The sequence below is a fragment of the Streptomyces sp. NPDC005761 genome (assembly GCF_040630635.1).
GTDB lineage: Bacteria > Actinomycetota > Actinomycetes > Streptomycetales > Streptomycetaceae > Streptomyces.
This window is the reverse complement of sequence record NZ_JBEXXX010000093.1, coordinates 1-6,031: the sequence shown is the minus strand read 5'-3', so window position 1 is coordinate 6,031 and position 6,031 is coordinate 1. Positions and strand designations below refer to the sequence as shown.

The following is a 6,031-nucleotide window of genomic DNA, read 5'->3' as shown; positions in this document are numbered from 1 at the left end:
TGTGCGGGGCCGGTGGCCAGGGCCGTACCGGCCACGGCCAGACCGGCCAGACCCGAAGCCCGGAGAAGATTCCGACGGGACGAGGCAGGGGTGTTGTGATGCGGAACGCTCATGCGGACTTCGCCTTCCGAGAAGTGCGACGAGTGAGGGAGCGTTCCTGCGGTGGACTGCCATGGGGCGGATGGCTGAAAAGGGTTCGGTCCTCGGATGTTCACGGCGCGGTGGGCAGGCGCCGGAAGCGGACCGGAAGGGGTAAATCGTCGGTGACGGTGGAAAGTCACCTCGGTTGGCAGGGAACCTACGGCGGGTGAAGCCGATCGGTCAAGAGCCGAATCCGTCGGAATGTGATGCGTCGGGGTCCGAGGCGTCGGGGTCCTGGTCCTCGACCCAGCCCAGCGAGACGCTGATCCGACGGGCCGCATCCCGGACCTGGCCGCCCAGTTCCTGGTAGCGCCAGGCCGGCAGGCCGAGCTTGAGGCCGGTGATGGAGACGGCCCCCGCACACACCGACCGGTCGTCGAAGACCGGTGCGCCGATGCAGATGATGCCCTCGGCGTCCTCCTCGTCGTCCAGGGCGTACCCGACCCGGGCGATGTCACGCAGGTGGGACAGGAAGGTCGCCGGGTCGGTGATCGTGCGGGAGGTGCGCCGGGGCAGCCCGAACCGTTCGACGACCGAGGCGGCCGCGCTCTGCGGCATAGCGGAGAGCAGCGCCTTGCCCAGGCCCGTGCAGTGCGGCAGCTCGCGCTGGCCCATGCGCAGGTCGAGCCGGACACGCTGGTCGAGCTCGACCTGGTCCACCACGACCGCGTGGCCGTCCTCGGGCACCGCGAGGCGGGACGCCATGCCGGTGGCCCGGGTGAGATCGCGCAGAACGGGGTGGGCGACACCGCGCAGGGAGACCTGGGATCTGGCCCGGTCGCCGAGCCGGGCCAGGCTCATGCCCAGCCGGTAGCGGCGGTTCATGCCCTCGCCGTCGTCCGAGACGAGTCCGTACGCGCGCAGGGTCTGGAGCATGCCGAAGGCGGCGCTCTTGGAGATCGAGCAGGCGTGGCCCACCTCGGTGACGCTCAGGCCGTTGCCCTGAGAAGGGGCGGCCAGCGCTTCGAGGATGTCCGCCGCCCTGGCCACGCTCTTGACCCAGTACTTCGGCTCTTCTGGGGCGGCACTGTTCGTCATAGCAGAACAGCGTAGTGCCTTCGGGGCTGCGGAGGGCACCTCCGATTCCCGGAACCCTCTTCATTCGGCCATTGCGGGGGGCGGAAGGGGGTTGACCGGTTTTCTGCGCGGACGTAACATCCAGGCACTGTTCTGCTCTACAGAACAGCGTTCTGAAAAAGTGAAGCACCAGCGATCACCCCTCTTCCTGCGGCGACTGCCGGGCGGATGGCGCCAGGGACTCACGGGCCGGGCAGGGCCCGCGAAAACCGACGACTTTCGACGCAAGGAGCAAGCACCATGAGTTCAGGCCCGGTAGGCAACGAATCCGGAGCCCGACTCGCCGAGCGCGCCCGCCAGGTCGTACCCGGCGGCGTGAACAGCGGGCAGCGCAGCGTTCCCGGACTGACCGACCTGGTTGTCACCGGGACCCACGGCGCACGGTTCCGTACCGCCGACGGACGCGAGTACACCGACTTCCACTCGGCGTTCGGCCCGCCGCTGCTCGGCCACAACGACCCCGACGTGGCCCACGCCACCGCCGAGGCCGGCGCGACCCTCGGTCACATGGGCGTCGGCGTCACCGAGGGCGAGGTCCTCCTCGCCGAACAACTCACCGAGCTGATCCCCTCGATCGAGAAGGTCCTGCTCACCAGCACCGGCAGCGAGGCCACGTTCCACGCGCTGCGCGTCTCCCGCGCCGCCACCGGCCGCCGCCTGGTCGTCAAGTTCCAGGGCTGCTACCACGGCTGGCACGACGCGGTCAGCCTCAACGTCATCTCCGAGCCCTCGAAGGTCGGCGGTCACGACCCGATCTCGACCGGCATCCTCCCCGAGGTCCTCGAAGCCACGCTCGTCCTGCCGTTCAACGACAGCGAGGCCGTGCGCCGCACCTTCGCCGAGCACGGCTCCGACATCGCCGCCGTCATCGTCGAACCCGTCCCGCACAACGTCGGCGCGCTGCTTCCGTACCAGGAGTTCCTCACCACGCTGCGCGAGGAGACCACGAAGGCGGGCAGCGTCCTGATCTTCGACGAGGTCATCACCGGCTTCCGCCACAGCATCGGCGGCTGGCAGCAGATCTCCGGCGTCACCCCCGACCTCACCACCCTCGGCAAGGCCATCGCCAACGGGGCCCCCGTCGGCGCGATCGGCGGCCGTGCCGACCTGATGGACCTCTTCTCCACCCGCCCCGGTGCCCCCGCCTTCTTCGCCGGCACGTACAACGGCCACCCCTCCGTCGTGGCCGCAGCCCTCGCCACCCTGCGCAAGCTCCGTGAGGAGCCGGTCCACGACCACGTCTTCCGGCTCGGCGACCGCGTCCGCACCGAACTGACCGGCCTCTACGAGCGCCTGGGCGTCCCCGCTGTCGTCACCGGCTACGGCTCCGTGTTCGTCAGCTACTTCATGGCCGGCGAAGCCCCCCGTACCTACGCCGACCTCCTGGACAACGACGCCTCGATGTTCGTCGGCTACCGCCGAAAACTCCTGGAACACGGCCTGTTCGAGCTCCCGCTCAACCTCAAGCGCAGCCACATCAGCTACGCGCACACCGACGCCGATGTGGACCGTCTGATCGAGGGCACCGAGGCAGCGGTCAAGGCCGTCCTCGCCGACGGCGGCGCCCGAGACCTGGAGAACACCTCCACCATGGGCGGGGCGACCCGCTGATGCTGACCGTCAACCGCACCCGCCCCGCCGGCCCCGCCGGACGGATCACCCGCGTCGAGACCCTGATGCTCGGCACCTCCTGGCGCGACTTCGGCTATGTCCGGGTCCACACCGACGAAGGCCTGACCGGCATCGGCGAGATCACCCACCCCTACCGGGTGAGCGAGGTCTGCGCCCTCACCGAGGCACTGGCGCGGCGTCATCTGATCGGCGCAGACCCCTTCGACATCGAGGAGCTCTGGCTCCGCGTCTACCAGGGCGACTTCCTGCGCGGCGGCGACATGGGCGGCATCGCCCTGTCCGGTCTCGACCAGGCCATGTACGACCTGATGGGCAAGGCGCTCGGCGTTCCCGCGTACCGGCTGACCGGCGGCGCCTGCCGCGACGACGTCCGGGTGTACGCCAACGGCTGGTACACCGGGGAGCGCGAGCCCGGGATCTTTGCCGCCAAGGCGAAGGAGACCGTGGCCAAGGGTTACACCGCCCTCAAGTTCGACCCCTTCGGCCCCGGCCTGCACGAGCTGGAGCGCGCCGAACTGCGCCGCTCCATCGACCTCGTGGCAGCAGTCCGGGAAGCCGTCGGACCGGACATCGACCTCTTCATCGAGGGCCACGCCCGCTTCGCCATGCCGACCGCCGCCCGCCTCGTGCGGGAGCTGGAACCCTTCGACATCGGCTGGTTCGAGGAGCCGATGCCGTGGACCCACATCGAGCGGTACGCGGAGCTGCGGCAACGCGCGGCCTTCCCCATCTCCGGTGGGGAGCACTTCCACAACCGTTACGAGTACAAGCAGCTCTTCGCCACGAACGCCGTCGACATCATCCAGCCCGACCTCTCCATGGCCGGCGGCTTCACCGAGGTCAGGAAGCTGGCCGCGATCGCTGACACCCACGGCATGCTCGTGGCCCCGCACAACTCCAACTCGCCTCTCTGCACCACCGTCTCGGTGCACGCGGCGCTCGGAATCCCCAACTTCAAGATCCTCGAAACCTTCGACGGGCTCCTGGAGCCGTTCGTCTTCGACGCCCTCAAGGGCACCCTCCCCATGGCGGACGGCCGCATCGGTCTGCCGACCGCCCCGGGGCTCGGCGTCGAGCTCGTCGACGAGGTCTTCGAGGAACACCCGCCCAGCCACCGCTTCTGGAACATGTTCGCGGACGGCTGGGAGAAGCGGAACCGCACATGATCACCGACGTCCACTCGCACCTGTTCCGGCACAGCCACGACTTCACGGACCCGTTCAGCTCCGACTCCGCCCGCGCCCACGCGGGTGAGGTCGACCTCACGGTGAAGTGGGAGGAATACGCCGCCACGGCGCCTGCTTCCACCCGCACGATCGTCGTCGGCGGCAAGGCGCGCCGCAGCGGGCTCTGGGTCGACGACGCGGCCGTGGCCGCGTACGTCGGAGAACATCCCGACCGGCTCATCGGCTACCTGGCACTCGACCCCACCCAGCCCGGGTGGCAGGAGGAACTGCGATACGGCCACCAGGAGCTGGGCCTGCGCGGCATCAAACTGATGCCGATGTACGCGGGCTTCGACCCGGCAGCCGAGGAGTACGACGAGCTGTACACGTACGCCGAACGGAACGGCCTGCCCCTCCTGGTGCACACCGGCACCACGTTCGTCTCCAGCGCACCGCTGGAATGGGCGATGCCCCGGCACCTGGACGCCGTCGCCATCCGCCACCCGGAACTGCGGATGGTCCTCGCCCACCTCGGCCACCCCTTCGAGGGCGAGTGCATCGCGGTCATCCGCAAGCACCCGCACGTGTACGCCGACCTCAGTGCCCTGCACTACCGGCCCTTCCAGCTCTGGCACAGCCTCCGGCTCGTCCAGGACTACGGGGTCTTCCACAAGGTGCTGTTCGGCAGCGACTACCCGTTCACCACGGTCGACGACTCCGTGAAGGGGCTGCGGGAGATCGCCCGCATCCCCGGTATCCCCGGACTGCCGCCGCTCGACGCGGACGCGGTGGAGGAGATCATCCACCGGCCCTCGCTCGATCTGCTGGGCCTGAACGGCTGAACCCGGCCGTTCCCGCAGTCTGCGGACCGGCGCCCGGGCCGCCCCCCGGCCCCGGTTGCCGGTCCGCAGCCGGGCCGCCGCGCTCCCACCCTGTTGTGTCCCCGCGCGGCGGCCCACCACTCGCTTCTCCCGTCCCTCCTCGTCCGAAGGAATCCCGCGATGACCGCAGCCGTCCCGCCCCGCGGAACCGACCGCTTCGACCTGACCGGTCGCACCGCCGTCGTCACGGGGGCCGCCCGGGGCCTCGGCCGGTCGTTCGCCGTCGGGCTCGCCGAGGCGGGTGCCGATCTGGTCCTCGTCGACCTGCCCGGGGCCGAGGGCATCGCCGACACCGCCGCAGCCGTCGAGGACCTCGGCCGGCGGTGCCGTGTGTACGGGCAGGACCTCGCGGACACCGAGGCGCTGGCCGGCTTCGCCGACACCGTGCGGGCCGAGGCCGGTCCGCTCCACATCCTGGTCAACAACGCGGGCACGGCGGCCCTGGAGCGCTTCAACGAGATCACCCCGGCCGGCTGGTCGCGCATCATGCGGGTCAACGTCGACGCCGTCTTCTTCCTCAGCCAGCGCATCGCCGAGCACATGACGGCCGACGCCGTCGCCGGCCGCATCATCACCATCACCTCGAAGAACGCCCTGGTCGCGGAGGCCGGTCTGGCCCACTACAACGCGTCCAAGGCCGCCGCCCAACTGCTCACGGAGACGCTCGCCGTCGAACTCGCCCCGCACGGGATCACGGCCAACACCCTCGCCCCCGGCATGGTCGAGACCCCCATCGACGGCGAATTCCCCTTCGACCGCGAGGCCTTCGAGTCCGCGTACCGCGAGCGCATTCCGCTCGGCAGGTACGCACGGCCCGACGAATGCGTGGGCGCGCTGCTGCTGCTCGCCTCGGACGCCGGGGCGTACCTCACCGGCGCGCGCCTCGTCGTGGACGGGGGAGTGCTGGCCGACCAGATGCCGCGGATGCGCTTCATGCCGCCGTACCGCAACACGATCTGACCGCGACCGACCGGCAGTCGGTTCTCACCGAGCACGCATCGACAACGCGAGGAGTACCTCCGTCATGTCCGCCCATGCTTCGCCCCCTGCCTCGTCCCGTCGGAATCTTCTCCGGGCTTCGGGTCTGGCCGGTCTGGCCGTGGCCGGTACGGCCATGGCCACCGGCCCCGCACT

The 6,031-nt window shown here is 70.1% G+C and carries 5 protein-coding genes; 4 read left to right on the top strand and 1 reads right to left on the bottom strand.

Going from position 1 to position 6,031, the window contains the following annotated elements; all coding sequences use genetic code 11:
• Positions 1-321 precede the first annotated feature (321 nt).
• The gene (locus ABZ434_RS35900; protein ID WP_359146261.1) at positions 322-1,179 is read right to left on the bottom strand and encodes an IclR family transcriptional regulator; all 858 of its coding nucleotides are present in this window, start codon (positions 1,177-1,179) and stop codon (positions 322-324) included.
• A gap of 279 nt (positions 1,180-1,458) precedes the next feature.
• On the opposite strand from ABZ434_RS35900, the gene ABZ434_RS35895 reads away from it, so the two are divergent.
• The 4 genes from ABZ434_RS35895 (at position 1,459) to ABZ434_RS35880 (ending at position 5,857) form a co-directional block, all read left to right on the top strand.
• Entirely contained in the window at positions 1,459-2,829 is a 1,371-nt protein-coding gene (locus tag ABZ434_RS35895; RefSeq protein ID WP_359146258.1) for an aspartate aminotransferase family protein, read from the top strand.
• Entirely contained in the window at positions 2,829-4,016 is a 1,188-nt protein-coding gene (locus tag ABZ434_RS35890; protein WP_359146255.1) for a mandelate racemase/muconate lactonizing enzyme family protein, read from the top strand. The genes ABZ434_RS35895 and ABZ434_RS35890 overlap by 1 nt, the downstream gene beginning before the upstream one ends.
• Positions 4,013-4,858, top strand: coding sequence for an amidohydrolase family protein (locus ABZ434_RS35885; protein ID WP_359146252.1), 846 nt, complete (start codon positions 4,013-4,015; stop codon positions 4,856-4,858). Before ABZ434_RS35890 ends, ABZ434_RS35885 begins: the two co-directional genes overlap by 4 nt.
• Before the next feature lie 159 nt (positions 4,859-5,017).
• Positions 5,018-5,857 carry an SDR family oxidoreductase gene (locus tag ABZ434_RS35880; RefSeq protein WP_359146249.1) on the top strand — a complete coding sequence of 280 codons (840 nt, stop codon included), beginning with the start codon at positions 5,018-5,020 and terminating at the stop codon, positions 5,855-5,857.
• Positions 5,858-6,031: the final 174 nt, after the last annotated feature.